This window comes from Aquimarina sp. U1-2, from assembly GCF_017897595.1.
GTDB lineage: Bacteria > Bacteroidota > Bacteroidia > Flavobacteriales > Flavobacteriaceae > Aquimarina.
The window spans coordinates 164341-181152 of record NZ_JAGKIK010000003.1; the positions used below are offsets into that span (position 1 = coordinate 164341).

At 35.9% G+C, this 16812-nt stretch carries 15 protein-coding genes; 11 read left to right on the plus strand and 4 right to left on the minus strand.

Features of this window, described 5'->3' with window-relative positions; translation table 11 throughout:
- The first annotated feature begins 63 nt into the window (after positions 1–63).
- From miaB to groL, 7 genes are all read left to right on the plus strand, one after another.
- Positions 64–1503 (plus strand): tRNA (N6-isopentenyl adenosine(37)-C2)-methylthiotransferase MiaB, encoded by a 1440-nt coding sequence (gene miaB, locus J8281_RS05690; protein WP_210196639.1) that lies wholly within the window; start codon positions 64–66, stop codon positions 1501–1503.
- A gap of 127 nt (positions 1504–1630) precedes the next feature.
- Complete coding sequence (locus J8281_RS05695; protein ID WP_210196640.1) at positions 1631–2887, plus strand: sigma-54-dependent Fis family transcriptional regulator; 1257 nt, start codon at positions 1631–1633, stop codon at positions 2885–2887.
- A gap of 61 nt (positions 2888–2948) precedes the next feature.
- Positions 2949–3455: an LptE family protein gene (locus J8281_RS05700; RefSeq protein WP_210196641.1), complete on the plus strand. Its 507-nt coding sequence runs from the start codon at positions 2949–2951 to the stop codon at positions 3453–3455.
- A gap of 17 nt (positions 3456–3472) precedes the next feature.
- Positions 3473–4432, plus strand: a complete 960-nt coding sequence (locus J8281_RS05705; protein ID WP_210196642.1) for a hypothetical protein — start codon at positions 3473–3475, stop codon at positions 4430–4432.
- Between the two features lie 7 nt (positions 4433–4439).
- Positions 4440–4775 carry a preprotein translocase subunit SecG gene (gene secG, locus J8281_RS05710; protein ID WP_210196643.1) on the plus strand — a complete coding sequence of 112 codons (336 nt, stop codon included), beginning with the start codon at positions 4440–4442 and terminating at the stop codon, positions 4773–4775.
- 150 nt (positions 4776–4925) lie between these two features.
- Positions 4926–5201 (plus strand): co-chaperone GroES, encoded by a 276-nt coding sequence (gene groES, locus J8281_RS05715; protein ID WP_210196644.1) that lies wholly within the window; start codon positions 4926–4928, stop codon positions 5199–5201.
- Positions 5202–5281: 80 nt separating this feature from the next.
- Positions 5282–6922: a chaperonin GroEL gene (gene groL, locus J8281_RS05720; RefSeq protein WP_210196645.1), complete on the plus strand. Its 1641-nt coding sequence runs from the start codon at positions 5282–5284 to the stop codon at positions 6920–6922.
- A 223-nt stretch (positions 6923–7145) separates the two neighbouring features.
- Here groL and J8281_RS05725 read toward each other — a convergent pair whose 3' ends face one another.
- Positions 7146–7415: a hypothetical protein gene (locus J8281_RS05725; RefSeq protein WP_210196646.1), complete on the minus strand. Its 270-nt coding sequence runs from the start codon at positions 7413–7415 to the stop codon at positions 7146–7148.
- Positions 7416–7666: 251 nt separating this feature from the next.
- Here J8281_RS05725 and J8281_RS05730 point away from each other — a divergent pair, with 251 nt between their 5' ends.
- Positions 7667–8713 (plus strand): AraC family transcriptional regulator, encoded by a 1047-nt coding sequence (locus J8281_RS05730; RefSeq protein WP_210196647.1) that lies wholly within the window; start codon positions 7667–7669, stop codon positions 8711–8713.
- 197 nt (positions 8714–8910) lie between these two features.
- Here the strand turns inward: J8281_RS05730 and J8281_RS05735 are convergent, their stop codons facing one another.
- The gene (locus J8281_RS05735) at positions 8911–10392 is read right to left on the minus strand and encodes an XRE family transcriptional regulator (RefSeq protein WP_210196837.1); all 1482 of its coding nucleotides are present in this window, start codon (positions 10390–10392) and stop codon (positions 8911–8913) included.
- A 163-nt stretch (positions 10393–10555) separates the two neighbouring features.
- Between J8281_RS05735 and J8281_RS05740 the strand changes: the two genes are divergently transcribed.
- Entirely contained in the window at positions 10556–12166 is a 1611-nt protein-coding gene (locus tag J8281_RS05740) for an isocitrate lyase (protein WP_210196648.1), read from the plus strand.
- A gap of 178 nt (positions 12167–12344) precedes the next feature.
- Complete coding sequence (aceB, locus tag J8281_RS05745) at positions 12345–13943, plus strand: malate synthase A (protein WP_210196649.1); 1599 nt, start codon at positions 12345–12347, stop codon at positions 13941–13943.
- A gap of 404 nt (positions 13944–14347) precedes the next feature.
- Here aceB and J8281_RS05750 read toward each other — a convergent pair whose 3' ends face one another.
- Both J8281_RS05750 and J8281_RS05755 read right to left on the minus strand, forming a co-directional pair.
- Positions 14348–15112, minus strand: coding sequence for a M15 family metallopeptidase (locus J8281_RS05750; protein WP_246848987.1), 765 nt, complete (start codon positions 15110–15112; stop codon positions 14348–14350).
- A gap of 516 nt (positions 15113–15628) precedes the next feature.
- A complete protein-coding gene (locus J8281_RS05755) occupies positions 15629–16162 on the minus strand; it encodes a DUF3347 domain-containing protein (RefSeq protein WP_210196650.1) in 534 nt (177 codons plus the stop codon).
- A gap of 178 nt (positions 16163–16340) precedes the next feature.
- On the opposite strand from J8281_RS05755, the gene J8281_RS05760 reads away from it, so the two are divergent.
- Entirely contained in the window at positions 16341–16796 is a 456-nt protein-coding gene (locus J8281_RS05760; protein ID WP_210196651.1) for a GAF domain-containing protein, read from the plus strand.
- Positions 16797–16812: the final 16 nt, after the last annotated feature.

A 16812-nucleotide genomic window follows, 5' to 3' on the forward strand; every position in this document is an offset into this window, starting at 1 on the left:
TCAGAAATGGTATTAAAAGTATCTTTGCATGTTATTTGACCTCAATCGTTAAGCATTATTTTTATGGAGAAGATCATTGATGAAAATATACAAGGACAATCATTAGTTCTTGATCCGAAAAAAGGAAACCAGCGTAAGCTTTTTATTGAAAGCTATGGCTGCCAGATGAATTTTAGTGATAGCGAGATTGTGGCTTCCATTTTGGCCAAAGAAGGATTTAATACGACTCAAAATCTTGAAGATGCCGATTTGGTGCTTGTGAATACGTGTTCTATTCGTGAAAAGGCTGAACTAACTGTTAGAAAACGTCTTGAAAAATACAATGCTGTAAAAAAAATCAACCCAGGCATGAAAGTAGGCGTTTTAGGATGTATGGCCGAGCGATTAAAAAGTAAATTTCTTGAAGAAGAAAAAATAGTAGATCTTGTTGTTGGCCCAGATGCATACAAAGACCTTCCTAATTTAATAGAAGAAGTAGATGCCGGGCGTAACGCAGTTAATGTAATTCTTTCTAAAGAAGAAACCTACGGAGATATATCACCCGTACGGTTACAAAGTAATGGGGTTTCTGCTTTTGTTTCTATAACCCGGGGTTGTGATAATATGTGTACGTTCTGTGTTGTTCCTTTTACTAGAGGAAGAGAACGCAGTAGAGATCCACAGAGTATCATAAAAGAAATTGATGAGCTAGTCGATAAAAATTTTAAGGAAATTACACTCCTGGGACAAAATGTAGATAGTTATTTATGGTACGGAGGTGGCTTAAAGAAAGATTTCGACAAAGCTTCTGACTTTCAAAAAGCAACCGCTGTAAATTTTGCTAAATTATTGGATATGGTAGCTCTAAAGTATCCTAAACTAAGGCTGCGTTTTACTACTTCGAATCCGCAGGATATGACTTTGGATGTAATTGAAGTCATGGCAAAGCATCAAAATATTTGTAAATATATCCACTTGCCCATTCAAAGCGGAAGCGATCGTATTTTAAAAGAAATGAATCGTTTGCATACACGGCAAGAGTATTTTGATCTGATCGACAACATTAAACGTATTATTCCAAATTGTGCCATCTCACAGGACATCATTACGGGCTTCCCAACAGAAACTGAAAAGGATCATCAAGATACACTATCCCTGATGGAGTATGTAAAGTATGATTATGGTTTTATGTTTGCCTATTCTGAGAGACCCGGGACACTTGCAGAACGCAAAATGGATGATGATGTTCCCGAAGAAGTGAAAAAAAGGCGTTTGGCAGAGATTATCGCGCTGCAACGAAAACATAGCGAACACAGACACCGTGCTTTTATCGGTCAAACACTTGAAGTTTTGATAGAAAAGGAATCAAAAAAATCTGATGCCCACTGGAGCGGAAGAACTACTCAAAACACCGTAGCAGTTTTTCCTAAAGAGAATTACCAAATAGGCGATTTTGTCATGGTACATATCGATGATTGCACAAGTGCAACCCTTTTGGGTAAAGCTGTGGGCATAGCCCCCTAATACCCAAGAGGGTGAACTATCTGTGACAGCTAAATGGATACTCATAAATAAAACATGCAATGAATAGTACTTTGCGATATAACATTTTGTATAATCAATTAAACTCCCCTTTCGGGGGCTAAGGCTTATGGAATCAGTTCAAGCTACAAAACAGCGATTTGGCATCATTGGAAACGACCAAAAACTGAACCGAGCGGTAGAAAAAGCCATCCAGGTAGCGCCTACCGATATTTCTGTGCTGGTAACCGGAGAAAGTGGTGTGGGAAAAGAGAGTATTCCTAAAATTATACACTCTTTATCGCATCGCAAACACGGTAAATACATTGCAGTAAATTGTGGAGCCATACCAGAAGGTACTATAGACAGCGAGCTTTTTGGTCATGAAAAAGGAGCCTTTACCGGGGCTACTCAAACGCGTAGTGGGTACTTTGAAGTCGCTAGTGGCGGTACCATATTTTTAGACGAAGTAGGTGAACTGCCTTTAACAACACAAGTACGTTTATTGCGAGTTCTTGAGAATGGAGAATTTATAAAAGTAGGATCTTCTAAAGTTCAAAAAACCGATGTTCGTATAGTGGCTGCAACCAATGTAAATATGTTCGAAGCCATTAAAAAAGAAAAATTTAGAGAAGACTTATACTATCGTTTAAGTACCGTAGAAATACTTTTACCTCCACTACGAGATCGGGAAGGAGATATTCATCTGCTTTTTAGAAAATTTGCTTCAGATTTTGCGACGAAATACAAGATGCCAACCATACGTTTGACTGAAGATGCTGTAGCCTTGTTAGAAAAATATCATTGGAGTGGCAATATAAGGCAATTACGTAACATCGCTGAACAAATTTCAGTCCTTGAACAAGACCGGACTATTGATAGTCATACGTTGCACAGTTATTTACCAAACATGGGTAGTAATCTTCCGGCGGTTATTTCTTCTGATAAGAAAGAAAGCGATTTTAGCAATGAAAGAGAGATTTTATATAAGGTGCTTTTTGATATGAAAGGCGATCTCAATGATCTCAAAAAACTTACTATGGAATTAATGCAAAGCGGAAATACGCAGGATGTACAAAAAGAGCATGAAGGGCTAATACGAAAAATTTATAGAGAAGATAAAAAAGAAGAACTTCAATTTGAAGATGCTCCTACGACTACAGAAGTATTGCAAATACCCTCTCCCTCGACACCCTTAAAAGAAGAGGATAAATATCATTTTGCGGAAGAAATTGAGGAAGAAGAAACACTGTCTCTGCATGATAAAGAATTAGAATTAATTAAAAAATCCCTAGAACGGCATCGTGGCAAACGCAAAGCCGCCGCAGAAGAGCTGGGTATAAGTGAGCGCACTTTGTATAGAAAAATAAAACAGTACGACCTATAATTAGGTGTGAGGTTTGAGGTATGAAGTTTTAGAAAATAGATACTAAATTTATCATAAATTAATGAATAGTATACATCATATTATTGCCGGAGTATTCACTCTGATTCTTATTCAAGGATGCGGCATATATTCGTTTAGCGGGACTAACATTTCTCCTGATGTTAAAACGTTTCAGGTGAATTTTTTTCAAAATCAGTCTCCCAGAATTTTTCCTGGGGTCGATCAAGAATTTACTAATAGATTGCAGGATTTGATTTTGAATCAAACTAACCTCAGTTTAACTACTTCCGGAGGTGATATTGTGTATGAAGGAGAGATTGTTCAAGACATTGTAGTGCCAAATACAGCGGTATCTGATGAATCTGCTGCTCAAAACCGGTTAACTATAGCGGTTAACGTACGGTTTTACGATTCCAAAGATCCAACGCTTGATCTGGAACAGCGTTTTTCATTTTTTTTCGATTATCCCGCAGCGGCTTCAGAAAACAATGTGAGAGATGAGGCATTACAGGTAATTTTTGAACGCATTACACAAGATATCTTTAACGCAACTCTTGCTCGTTGGTAAAAACTAGATAGAAAATATTGAATATAAAAGAGCTTACATATTTATTACAAAATCCTGAGAAAATTACTAAGGCACAGGCGCAATCGTTAGAAAAAATTTCTGATGAGTTTCCCTATTTTCAATCTGTAAGACCTTTACTATTAAAAGCACTTAAAAACCAAGAGAGTTTTCGATATAATCAAGAGCTGAAAATAACTGCCGCCTATACAGCAGACCGAAGTGTACTATTCGACTTCATCACCTCTGACCTGTTTAAACATCCCGTTGCTTCTAATAAAGTCAAGCAGAAAAGAAAGAAAGATATCAACGTAGTTGACCCCCAAGAAATAAAATCTTTGCCCAGAATCCCTTTAAATGATGCAGTTACCATGAAAATGCAAGAAGCTGAAGACGTTCTAGATCCAACACTTTTTGCATCCAAAGGAGAAGAAAATATTAACAAAGAAGAGGAGTCTCATGCCAAGGGATCTTTCACAACTCATCAAGAAAGAGAACGCCCTATTGACCAGCATCAGCATATCACTCCAGAAGAAATTTTACAAGTTGATAAACCTTTTGATTTCAGTAAAAAGGAAACACACTCATTTGCAGAGTGGTTAAAGCTAACTTCGACTTCGCCTATCGATCAATTAAAAGATAAAAAAGAACATCTCTCATCTCAAAACATTGAAAACACTGATGATGTAGAAAAAACTTTGGTTCAGAAAGGTAAATTTGAGCTTATTGATGAGTTTATAGCTAATAATCCAAAAATTCAACCTGCTTCAAAAGATACCCCAAAGCGAAACCTTGCCAAAGAGCATAGGGTATCGAATAATGAATTAATGACAGAAACTTTGGCGAGAGTATATGTTGCGCAAAAAAATTATAAAAAAGCGATTCAGGCTTACCATATATTAATTTTGAAAAATCCCGAAAAAAGTGGTTTCTTTGCAGACCAAATTCGAGCAATACAAAAATTACAAGAAAATAAATAATAATATAATGACAACGTTCTCAATTTTTTTAATATTAATCGTTATCGTATCTTTTTTACTGGTAGTGGTTATTATGGTACAAAATCCTAAAGGAGGTGGTTTATCTTCTTCTTTTGGAGGTGGTGGCTCACAACAATTAGGTGGTGTGAAGAAAACAACAGATTTTCTGGATAAAAGTACATGGACTCTGGCGACACTATTATTGGTTTTAATCTTATTATCGAATATAGATTTAATGAACGATGGAACTGTTCAGGATTCAAAAGTTAATACAGAAAATGTTCAAATAGAAGCACCTTCAACAACCCCTCCTCCAACAACAGAAAATGACACGCAAGAGTAAGAACATGTAAAAATAACAAACTAAAATGCCGACTTGTCATACAGTCGGCATTTTTTGTTTCAATTTGTCAGGATCATGCTACTGGCACAATTTCTGAAATATCAGCAGCAAATATTTCATTTTAATTTTATAATAAAAAAGCTAATCATAATGGGATTAAACATTAAACCTCTTTCAGACCGCGTGGTTGTAGAACCACTTCCTGCTGAGACTCAAACAGCATCTGGATTATTTATTCCTGACTCTGCCCAGGAAAAACAACAAAAAGGTAAAGTTGCTGCTGTTGGCGGTGGCAAAAAGGATCATGAAATGACCGTAAAGGTAGGAGACACTGTTCTTTATGGAAAATATTCGGGTACAGAATTAAAATTAGATGGAAAAGATTATCTAATCATGCGCGAGGATGATATTCTTGCTATTGTCTAAACTACATTAATTCAAAAAACACAAATCAAACACCCTAAATTAATTAGTTAGGGATTCAAAATTTTTAAAATACTATAATAATGGCAAAAGATATAAAATTTGACATAGAAGCACGTGATGGTATCAAACGCGGTGTTGATGCATTGGCCAATGCGGTAAAAGTTACTTTGGGCCCAAAAGGTCGCAATGTAATTATCAGCAAATCATTTGGTGCCCCTACAGTAACCAAAGATGGTGTTTCTGTTGCTAAAGAAGTAGAATTAGAAGACGCTCTTGAGAATATGGGAGCTCAAATGGTTAAAGAAGTAGCTTCAAAAACCAACGACCTTGCAGGTGATGGTACTACTACTGCTACCGTACTGGCACAGGCTATCGTAAAAGAAGGTCTTAAAAATGTTGCTGCCGGTGCTAATCCTATGGATCTTAAACGTGGTATTGACAAGGCGGTAACCGCAATTACCGACGATCTTGCAAAACAAACAAAAGAAGTAGGAGATTCTTCAGATAAAATCAAACAAGTAGCTGCTATTTCTGCAAACAACGACGAAACCATTGGTGATCTTATCGCTCAGGCTTTTGAAAAAGTAGGTAAAGAAGGTGTAATCACTGTTGAAGAAGCCAAAGGAACCGATACGCACGTTGATATCGTAGAAGGAATGCAGTTTGATAGAGGATATCTTTCTCCTTATTTTGTTACAGATAGTGAAAAAATGAATGCTGATCTAGAAAATCCTTACATTTTGTTGTATGATAAAAAGATCTCGGCTATGAAAGATTTACTTCCTGTTCTAGAGCCCGTAGCTCAAACTGGAAAGCCTCTTTTAATTATTGCTGAAGATGTTGATGGGGAAGCATTAGCTACACTTGTGGTTAACAAACTTCGTGGTGCATTAAAAATTGCAGCTGTAAAAGCTCCTGGTTTTGGAGACAGACGTAAAGCAATGCTAGAAGATATTGCAATCTTAACAGGAGGTACCGTAATTTCTGAAGAGCGTGGATTTACGCTAGAAAATACAACAATCGAGCATTTGGGTACTGCAGAAAAAGTAGCAATCGACAAAGACAACACTACGGTAGTGAACGGTGCTGGTGCTGAAGAGATGATCAAAAACAGAGTAAATCAGATTAAAGCACAGATAGAAACCACAACCTCAGACTACGACAAAGAAAAACTACAAGAACGTTTAGCTAAACTTGCTGGCGGAGTTGCCGTATTGTATGTTGGTGCGGCTTCAGAAGTAGAAATGAAAGAAAAGAAAGATCGTGTTGATGATGCCTTACATGCAACCCGTGCGGCTGTAGAAGAAGGTATTGTTGCAGGTGGTGGTGTTGCATTAGTAAGAGCAAAAGCCGTTCTTGATAAGGTAGCCACCGAAAATGAAGATGAAGTAACAGGAGTACAAATTGTAAACCGTGCTGTCGAATCTCCACTTAGAACGATTGTTGAAAATGCTGGCGGAGAAGGTTCTGTAGTCATTTCAAAAGTTCTTGAAGGTAAAGATAACTTTGGGTATGATGCAAAATCGGAAGAATACGTAGATATGCTTAAAGCAGGGATTATCGATCCTAAAAAAGTTACTCGTATTGCTTTAGAAAATGCAGCTTCTGTATCAGGAATGATTCTAACTACAGAATGTGCTTTAACCGATATTAAAGAAGATGCTCCAGCTGGAGGCGGAGGAATGCCGCCAATGGGCGGAGGAATGCCAGGAATGATGTAGTAGCATATTCATATGCGTATGAGCAGGTATTACCTTATAAATATATCTGTTAATAAGAGAAAACCCGTTTTAGAAATTTCTAAAACGGGTTTATGTATATATAAACTCTTTGTAAGAGTGACGGCCATTACTTTTATTAATAAAATAGTGTCAATTTTTTTGATTCACTTTAACAACGCTTTTAAAGGTTGCCAACATTATTTTATACCAATTATAGTTTCCTTTACTTGATAGCATATCTTGATTCATGAAGCGTTTTTATAGCGTAACCCCCGCTATATTCATAAGAAAGGAACTCCCTAGTGATCGCAGTGTTTCGAACTATAACTGCATTTGTACCTCCTTCTGTAAAATAAGCTTTTGAATTAGGCATATCATAATATTGCACACTAGTTTTAGAATTAAAAGTATAATTAACAACGTGATATACCATCATATAACCTGCAGCAAACAATACAAAACCAAACAAAAATATTTGTGTAAAGAACTTCATAACGTTAAAATTTCTAGATACAAATATTAAGAGATGTAGCTCATAATTCATTATAAAACTTCCACAAAAGTTTATATAATTTTAGTCCGCCGAATGTTTCGAATGCTATTATTCATATGACAAACTAAAACAATCAAAATAGTCTAAAATCGATTGCATTCGTAATAATAGCGATAAAGCACCAGGTTCACCTATCGAATTAATAACTTAAATATTCTTAACAAAAACTACCTCTTACTTAATACAAAAGAATGATCCTTATCGAAGTAAAATCTCTTCCTATCAAAGAGGTGATCACCAACATAGCCAAAGCATTTAAGACTACTTACCAACAAAGTTGTGGAGAATATTTTCTAGATCTTCCCGAACATATAGGAGAAGGAAACATTCGAGGAATAAATTTTGATGGGGGCATGGGAATCATTCAGTACGATTGCACCTTTGTTGAAGAAGTAGAGTTTCATTTTACTATTAACAAAGTACATCCGCTCAAGTTTCTATATTGTTTAGAAGGATATCTCAAACATCGTTTTGAAGGCTATGATGATGAACATGAAATAACACAATATCAAGAAGCTATCGTGGCGAGTGATCTTTTTAATGGTCATATCCTGTGCTTTAAGCCCAACATTCGAACGGTTATTAATAGCTTGGAAATTACCAGAAGGGAATTTCAAAAAAAAATTCAGTGCGAACTAGTTAGTATGAATGGTGAACTCCGAAGCCTTTTTAATGATATTGAAGCTAAAAATTTATTCTATCACGATGGTTTTTATAGTTTGAAATTGGCAGATCTATTTCGAGACATGCAAGCTTTTGAAGGAGGTGATTTCTTAAAAAAACTCTTTTTAGAGGGCAAAGCATATCAAATGCTGACTGAGCAGATCCTGCAATACGAAGATGATTTGAACGATGTATCTGGAAGAAATATTTTGAGAAGAACAGAGATAAAACAAATTGAATTAGCCGCAAAACTTATTCGAAAGAGAATTTCTAAATTAGATAACGTAGCAGAAATTGCATCAGAGGTAGGTCTTAATGCCAACAAACTTCAGGAGGGCTTTCAAAATTTATATGGCACCTCTGTAAAACAATACATCAAACAGGTAAGACTTAACCTTATCAAGGATTTAGTTTTAAATACCGAATATTCTATGTCTGAAATTGTAGACCTGGCCGGTATCTCTAGCAAAAGCTATTTGGCCAAAATTTTTAGAGAAGAATACGGTACTGCACCATCAGACTACCGCAGACATTTTATGGATTTATGGTTAAAGAAACACAATAGCAATTCTTAAAAATTTTAAACAATCAAGAAAATTCCCTCGAAAATCATTATTTCGAAATTGATTGTCTGTTATTATACCTAAAATTTAACTGAGAAGTCATCCTGAATTCATTTCAGGATCTCATTAAGTTTATTTTCAGTAAATTGAGATGAGAAGCTGAAACGAGTTCAGCTTGACACAAACCGTTTAGGTTAAATTACAGATATTCATAATTTCGAATATCGTTTTACCATATCCTCGACCAAACTAGCTGTTTTTTTATACTTTTCTTTTGCCAATAACCGTTTGGGTGGAGCCATTCTAACCTCACAATCCTCTAGTGAACAGGACTCGCAAGTGACACCCACCTTCACCTTCGGAATTTTGGTATCATGAACAAATTCAATCTTCTTTTCTAAAGCGGGCGAGATCAAAAACCCTATTCCTATACTGCGATAATATGAAGTTTTAAACGGGTCTCTTGTTGCAGAGGTAAATACCAAATACTGCTGGTCGGTATCTGCATAATCAGATATCTGGATATTAAAAGCGTAATCAAGGTCTTTATTTGCTGCTCGTTGTAATGTTTTTATAGCCATCCATCGTCTACAATAATGCTCATTAATTTCGTTGGCGTGAGGCTGCTGCTGGTGGGTGATATGCAATTCTTTCACCAGATTAAACTTGTTGACCCCCAGTTTATGAGTAAATCGTAAAAAAAATACATTTTGCATTCCAAAATCCTTTGGCAATATATTCGTAAGTCTCTGGTAAAACGATTCGGGTGATGCATTATACATTTTCATGATGCGATGAAACGTTTTCTCAGAAAATTGTGAGGTGGTAAATAGCTTTTTAAGATGATCTTTTAAGTGATTTCTAGGGATGATCAAAGCTCCGGCAAAATAAGAGGCGTAGAAATTATGCAGTACCTCTTCAAAATTATCATAACGTATCCATGAAAATGTGTAAGGTCTTTCTGTTATTTGTAGATATAGATACCCTAACTCTTTGGCATAAATGAATGTTCTTTGCGCTTCATCTACCCGATCTGATAGCAATAACGTTTTAGATGAAGGAATAAATACGCTGCGTAAATTATCTAACTCTTCTTCATTTGGAATGCCTGATTTATTAATGGTATACCCATACTCTTCTTCTAAAATTTCTTCGAGTTCTGCTGAAGTAATCTTACCATTAAGATCCAATTGATAGGTATTAGTAAACTTAATTACCTTGTCCTCTAATTCTTTGAAAAAATTATTATGCGCCTCTTGGTATGATCGCAAAGATGCCAGGTAAAATCCCTCGCGACTCATATTATAATGCTGCGCAATTTCAATAATCGTACTAATAAAGGCATTAACTTTGGAAGGAGCATTCGCGATAATATCGATAAGATCACTTTGTTGTATTCCAAATAGTTCTAAAGGGATTTCATCCAGGATACCTGATTGCAAAATCTCACCAATCGGCGCTAAATTTTTATCTAATTTCAAAGACACTAGATGATCATAAGGCACCTCTAATGTTTCTGCCAGTTTGATAATTTTATCTGTTTTAGGGTATTTTTTACCTTTTTCAATTTCGTTCAAATACGACTTCGACAGTCCGCTTAACTTGGATAAACCAAAAAGTGACAAATCTCTTTCTGTTCGTATCTGTTTGATTTTCAAACCAAAAATAAGCCTGATATATTCTTCTGCTATTGCCATAAAGTCAAAAATAGTGATTTATGCGTAAACCAAAAAAAAAGTAAAAAATTCACTTTTAGCGAACGTTCGCTTGTTTTATAAAAAACTTTTTTTTAATATTGTTCACTCAAACCATAAGGGTTGATAGAATTATTTAGTAATATTTAAAAATTAGATTATGGCTACGTATCATTCAGTACTAGAAACCGTACGAGACTTAAAGGCTAAACATGGAGATCAATGGGCAACCATCACTCCGAAAAATGCGGCACGTGTCTTTGCACAAAACAGATTTAAGACAGGGCTTGATATTGCCAAGTATACTGCAGCTATTATGCGAAAAGACATGGCTGCATACGATGCAGACAGCTCTCAATACACACAATCGCTTGGTTGCTGGCACGGTTTTGTTGCGCAACAAAAGATGATTGCCGTAAAAAAACACAAAGGTGCTACAAACAAGACGTATTTATATCTATCAGGCTGGATGGTAGCAGCACTACGCTCTGAATTTGGCCCCTTGCCCGATCAATCGATGCATGAAAAAACTGCTGTTCCTAAATTAATTGAAGAAATATACACGTTTTTGAGACAGGCTGATGCTATTGAACTTAATGACCTTTTTCGTCGTTTGGATGCCGGTGAAGATGTGCAAGCTGAGATTGATAATTTTGAAACCCACGTTGTTCCTATCATTGCAGATATCGACGCTGGTTTTGGCAATGAAGAAGCTACATATCTTCTTGCAAAAAAAATGATCGAGGCCGGTGCATGTGCGCTTCAAATTGAAAACCAAGTTTCAGATGCCAAACAATGTGGTCATCAGGATGGTAAAGTAACGGTTCCGCATGAAGATTTTATCGCGAAGTTAAATGCGCTTCGGTATGCTTTTTTAGAATTAGGTGTAGAAGAAGGTGTTATCGTAGCCAGAACTGATTCTGAGGGTGCCGGTTTAACGCAAAAACTTCCGGTATCTCGAGAAAAAGGAGATTTAGCTTCACAATACATGGATTTTATTGAAGCTGAAGAAGTAACGCTAGAAGAAACAAACGAAAACGATGTGTTATTTAAACGAAACGATCAACTTGTTCGACCGATACGACTTCATAATGGTTTGTATAAATTTAAAGAAGGATCGAATATCGATCGCGTGGTACTGGATTGTATCACGAGCTTGCAACACGGGGCAGATTTATTATGGATAGAGACTCCCACACCCAATGTAAAACAAATTGCGCATATGGTGAATCGCGTAAAAGAAAAGGTTCCCAATGCTAAATTGGTATACAATAATTCTCCATCGTTTAATTGGACCATCAACTTTCGTCAACAAGCATATGACCTTATGAAAGCTGCGGGAGAAGATATTTCATCTTATAATCGAGCCGAACTTATGGATGAAAAGTACGACCATACAGCGCTTTCTCATCGGGCAGACGAGATGATTAGAACATTTCAGCGAGAAGCTTCGCTCAAAGCAGGGGTGTTTCATCATTTAATTACACTACCTACCTATCATACCACAGCGCTGCATATGAATGATTTGGTAGAAGGCTATTTTGGAGACATGGGCATGCTCGCTTATGTAGATGCTGTACAACGCCAAGAGATTAGAAAAGGAGTTGCTTGCGTTAAACACCAACGAATGGCAGGTTCAGATTTAGGCGATGACCATAAGACCTTTTTTGCAGGCGATCAAGCTTTAAAAGCAGGAGGCACAAAGAACACCAGTAACCAATTTGACACTGTTAAAAGTGAGAAAAATTTAGAATTAGTTCTTGACAAATAGGTAGTTTCTTAAAAAAGTAATTGTATGAGGGAATTCTATTATAGAAAACCCTCTTCTTTAGCTTTTCAAATGAAACGAACTAATACTAAATTTTAAAATTTCTTCACCAAAGAGAATATTTAAAATTCTTAATGTGGGAGCATAGCGGTTCCCTAACAGGCACTTAAAAAATTAAACTATGGAAACTCAAACAAACCTTAGTCAAAAAATCAGCTTCGCTAAAGAAGTGAAAAATTACTATCCTGATATACTAACCGATGGTGCACTCACTTTTTTAGAAGTACTGCAAGAACGATTTAATAATCGACGCCTGGAGCTTTTAAAAAATCGAGAACACCAACAACAGCTGTTCGACCTGGGAACTCATCCTTCGTTTCCAGAAAATACCAAAGAAATTCGAAATAGCGAATGGTCTGCTGCTCCGATTCCAGATGATTTACAAGACAGAAGAGTCGAGATCACAGGTCCGGTAGATCGAAAAATGGTAATTAATGCTTTGAACTCGGGAGCCAAAACATTTATGGCAGATTTTGAAGATAGTAATGCCCCGCTATGGGAGAACTGTGTTCAAGGACAAAAAAACCTGAAAGATGCTGTACATAAGACTATTTCTTTTTATAATTCTAAAAAAGACAAAACATATGAGCTCAAAGAAAAAACTGCTACTTTACTGGTGCGCCCCAGAGGATTGCATCTTAATGAAAAGCATCTTTTAAGCAATGGTCAAGAAATGAGCGCTTCCTTATTTGATTTTGCATTGTATGTATTTCATAATAATCAGCAATTAATTGAGAATGGAACGGGAGCTTATTATTACCTTCCAAAACTAGAGCATTTTACCGAAGCTATATGGTGGAATGATGTTATTGACTTTTCTGAGGATTATCTTGGCATCGAACATGGAAGTATTAAAGTAACCGTTTTGGTGGAAACTATAACCGCTAGTTTTCAGTTAGACGAAATCATATATGCACTAAAAGATCATATCGTAGGGCTTAACTGCGGACGATGGGATTATATTTTCAGTTATATCAAAAAATTAAGAAATCATACGGGCTTTGTTGTTCCCGATCGCGCCCAAGTTACCATGACAAGTCCGTTTATGGATGCATACAGCAAACTGGTGATCCAGCGATGCCATAAAAGAAATATTCTTGCCATTGGTGGTATGGCTGCTCAAATCCCTATTAAGAATGATGAAGAGCGTAATGCCGCAGCATTTGCTAAAGTAAAAGCTGATAAAGAGCGTGAGGTAAAAAATGGTCACGATGGCACGTGGGTAGCTCATCCGGATCTGGTACCACTAGCCATGCAGATTTTTGATCAACATATGCCTAATGCAAATCAAATGGACGTTAAGCGTAATGATATTGAAGTTACTGAAGAAGATTTGCTCGCAATTCCTAAAGGAACTATAACACAAAAAGGAATTCAGGAAAACATGAATGTTGGTATTCATTACATTGCTAACTGGCTTAAGGGAAATGGCGCTGTAGCCTTGTATCATCTTATGGAAGATGCTGCTACCGCCGAAATTAGCCGAACGCAATTGTGGCAATGGTTGCATAATGAAGTAACTCTAAACGACGGACGAACATTAGATCATCAGCTTTTTGAAGGGTTATTTGAAAATGAGCTTTCGATTATTGAAAAACAGGTAGGTGCACAGCTTTTTCAGACTGAACATTACCAAAATGCCATTTCAATTTTTAAATCGTTAGTGACTACCAAAGAATTTGAGGAGTTTCTCACATTAAAGGCGTATAACTATTTATAATAAGAAGAACTGATTATTGAGTATTTTCAACCCTCATAACGAAATTCTAATGCATAAACCGGGTTTAAATTAGCGTCATCCTGAATTTATTTCAGGATCTCATCAACTTTATGCTGGTTGGTTAGACTAAGAAGCTGAAACGGGTTTGTGCTAAACTCGTTTCAGTATTCAACCTGACACTGACCATTCGAGTGATTTTACGGAAATTCAAAAAAAAGTATATTAAAAATACCCTCAACAAGCGATAGTTCTTCAAATATTGTAATATAGAACACTATGAAAGGTAAGCAATTCTAATTTTTTCCGATGTTATAATTGTGCTTAAAATCGACATTCACAACTGTGTATGTCGATTTTTATTGAAGTAAGAATCCTTCGAAATAGAAAAACGTACATTATCTCATTCAATTACATTCCCAAGTAAAGTCTGAAATCTTATATTTTAAACTGTTTTTATAATTGTAGTGCCACCACTCTGTTCGTATCGTTCTAAAGCCATGTTTATTCATGGTTTCTTTAAGCAATTTGCGATGCTTTAATACATCTTCAGCATGGTTTCTATAGGCGTGGTGAGCCTCTTTTCCAAAATGATCAAAATCTGTTCCCATGTCTACTGTACTACCATCCAATTTTACCAGGGTAATATCGACAGCTGCACCTTTATTGTGAATAGATCCACCTTTAGGATTTGCTACGTATCCAGGATTTGGATAAATTTTCCACATTTTTTTTTGAACACTATGGGGTCTATAACAATCAAAAAACTTGATTCTATACCCTTGTTTTATAAAATCCTGATTGGCTTCAATAAGTGCGTCTGCCACTTCATCTCGAACATAGCATTTTGCACATGCGTATACTTTTTCTTTAAGAAAATTATTTTTGGTCGCATATCTCATATCCAACACAAAATCGTTAGAGATACGCTCAATATTGATAAAATCATTAGTATCAGAAGCATCTTCAATAGTACTAGTGTCCCCGTATAACAATTCTATAGAATCTTTTTTATGATGTAGGCTTTGCTCGACTTTTTCCCCTCGTAACCGTAATGCTTTGGATTTTTCTATAAGAGCTGCTGTTCGACTTTCAGAAAAGTCCTCGACAACCGTAATACAAGAAAAAAAAGGTGCTAAAAAAATGGCTATTACTAACGTTCTAATCATCATAGTTTTTTGTTTTATCCCTACCGCTACACTATTTAACCCGGATTATGCATTATAAAATCGATTATGGGTTAAGTACCAAAAACAACGCTCCCTCAATAATCACAGTGCTATATATTTGTTTTGTATACTGCAATTATGACGTATTGGACACAATTTCGATTTATATGCTTACTACCAGCACAATTACCATCAAAAAATATGTAGAAATATCATTTTCATGCTATTTGTTATGGTCATGTACTGTATTAATCATAAACCCGCTATGCGTTTTGACTTTTTTATTCAAAATTCGTCAATTCTAGTGATTTTTCTCTACGTCATCTCGAGCGGAGTCGAGAGGTTATTACCAAAAATCACTCGAATCGATACTTTTCTTTACTATTTCTTTCAGAATGCACAACGAGTTAAATATAAGTAATTTTTTATTTGTACCGCCAAAAGGTAGTATACTCACGAGGTATGCTTAAAATTGAAAAATTGTTTCAACGCATGCCTTGAGAGCTTGCTCGAAGTAGTTTACTGAATCGTTTGCTTCACACTTCCGCATTTTAGCATTTTACTGCCAAAGTATGGATTTCTAACCTCTTCAGAATCAGACAACCAATATCCACCAGATCCCTCTAAAGCCATAGGACAATACTGCTTATACACTGCTCCCGATATGATTTGGGCATTTGTTATGATACGGGTTACCTCATTGGTAATGGTAACAAAAAAATCGCGCTGTTTTTGGATATCTTTTGTTAAAGAAATAAGTTTTAAAGTCGCTTTTAACTGTTTATGCTCTTCAGAATCTTGTAAAATAGCTTCAAACTTTTTAGACAAATTTCTTACCTCAACCAGATCCGCATTTACTAAGCCTGCTTTTATAGCAAGATAATTTTCATAAATTGCCTGAACATTTTCTTCAGAAAATTTCACTTCGGTTCGTGATTCGGTCTGATTAAGATCACCGGTTTCACTTATTGTTTTTTCAGATTTACTATCTTTTTTACAAGAAAGCGCAGTGATCAAAAGGAATAGCATTACTAGTATCCTGGATTTCTTCATCGTATACGTATTTAGGATTCAATGTCATTAGTGTACAAATTTACGCTATTCGTCGACTGAATTCGTATGAACTGATTTGAACTTTTCTAATTTCTTGAGTTTTTTAACAAAACAATACCATCGTAGTTTCCCTTTGTTTATAAATATTTTAAATATTTTTGTTTGAAATTTATTAGAAATGCTATTAGAAGAATTGAAACCCGAAGTTACTGCTATTGTACAACATCAGGAAACCGATGTTACCGAAAGACTTCAACACATTTGCGAACTTTTGAAAGAACGTGTTTCGTATTATGATTGGGTTGGGTTTTACTTTAAAAATGGGGATAAGGAAGAATTAAAATTACGCTCGTATGCCGGATTAAAAACAGACCATGACATCATTCCTTTCGGAAAAGGCATATGTGGACAAGTAGCCGTATCTAATGAAAATTTTGTGGTTCCAGACGTTCAGGCACAAGACAATTATATCTCCTGTAATATTCATGTTAAATCAGAGATCGTAATTCCGCTTTTTAAAGATGGTGAAAATATTGGTCAAATTGATATTGATTCTAACAGTACTGATCCTTTTACGGAAGACGATGAGCGATTTTTGGAATTTGTAAATGGTGAAGTTGCTAAAATCCTCTAATTATTTCTATAAATTC